Here is a 1,516-nt window from a genome sequence, read left to right on the forward strand (position 1 = left end):
AAAGATCAATGGCGGGATCAATCACATTAAATTTTGTAATTATGCGTCTTACAAACCCATGGCGTAAATGCGTGGGTTACGGGATTTGACGACTAACCGGATTGGCTGGAGATCCCGCAAAAATCGGGGATCGACTCTCTTGGCCCGCGCGCCGAAGATGTGGGCAGTAGCAGAGGGAGATTCCCATGACTGAGAATATTGCACTTACAGTTGGCGAGAATACGCCCGAGTATGTTGCACATCGTCTGATGTTAGACATCGCTTCCGCAGAGGGGATTAGCATTCGCGGAACAAAGCCCAATGCTAGCCGGGAGTGGATACTCGAGACTTACATGCTTTGCCTTCGAGCGGTGCAGCATCCGCACCTAGGTAAAAAGCTGTTTAACGAGCCTCGCCATTGAGAAAGTCGAGGAAGATGCGGGCAAGGGGGAGTATTTTTTCACGGTGATCCGCCTTCTCGCAGGCTTGGCGCAATGCCTCTAGGTGTGGACCCATTGTTGTGGTAACTTGATACCACTGTTATTATAATGCAATAGGCTTAGTCCGGTTTATCCACCCGCTTATGCTTCACCAGTTTCCTAGCCGCTCAGCAAAGCGCTTAGGGTCGCCGCCTGTTTCCAGATCGCTCTCGGCGTTTCTGAACTTGTCTAGTTGACTCGAAGTGGCTTCCAGCGTTTTATTACTTATATGCACCTCGTTTATATCGATGATTCGAAAGACAAAAAAAGCGTCTGCTTTTCTGGCATCATGCTGCCTGTCGGAGTCTGGCTCGAGGCGTTCAATTTTCTGATCGAAACGCGCCGAAAAATCAAAGCGTCACACGGAATTTATACCCGTACAGAACTTCATGCAACCGACTGGATTGGGGGGCGCGGTAATGTTGCCCCCGGAACCGTGGTACGCACTGAGCGGGTCAAGCTGTTCAATTTCATGTTAGCGCAGATTGTCAAACTGCCGGGTGTGAGCATTCTAAACGCCCATGGCCCTCGCGCGTCCGAAGACGAACTTTTCAAACGCCTCATTCAACGGATTGAAAATACTGCCAAGGCAAGGAAGAGCCATGCCTTGGTAATATCAGATGAAGGCAAGAACTACGACTTTCTGTTGCGGAAAATGCGGCGGCACAATTACATCCCCAGTGCGCTCGGAGCATGGGCTGACGGTTCTTCCTCGAAGAACATCCCTGCTGAGCATCTGGTCGAAGACATAGTTTATAGAGATTCCAAACGCAGCCTATTCATTCAGGCTGCCGATTTTTGCGCGTTCAGCTTGCTAAGATTCGAGGACCCCACGCCCAAGGCAATTAGCATGGGTTTTGACCAATCATTTCTGATATTGGAGCCTGCGCTTCTGAAGATTGCATTTAAAGCTGATCCGCGCAAGCTGGGGATCATCCGCGCATAGAAGAGCGGGGCGCACTCTGACGTTGGTCAGCGCAACCCCGCCCCTATTTTCTACTCTCTCGTGAACTCGAATGCAAGCTGCGCAAGGCGGTTTGACTCAATTTTGAATTCCG

Annotated in this window: 2 protein-coding genes; both read left to right on the plus strand. The window is 50.5% G+C overall.

The annotated features are described in order from the left end of the window. Positions 1–185 precede the first annotated feature (185 nt). Entirely contained in the window at positions 186–401 is a 216-nt protein-coding gene (locus DM995_RS21505) for a hypothetical protein (protein WP_157973426.1), read from the plus strand. Positions 402–687: 286 nt separating this feature from the next. Then, on the plus strand, positions 688–1,404 hold the full coding sequence (locus DM995_RS20170; RefSeq protein ID WP_116970831.1) for a DUF3800 domain-containing protein: 717 nt from the start codon (positions 688–690) through the stop codon (positions 1,402–1,404). Positions 1,405–1,516 lie beyond the last annotated feature (112 nt).

Source organism: Blastomonas sp. UPD001 (assembly GCF_003426715.1).
Taxonomy (GTDB): Bacteria; Pseudomonadota; Alphaproteobacteria; order Sphingomonadales; family Sphingomonadaceae; genus Blastomonas.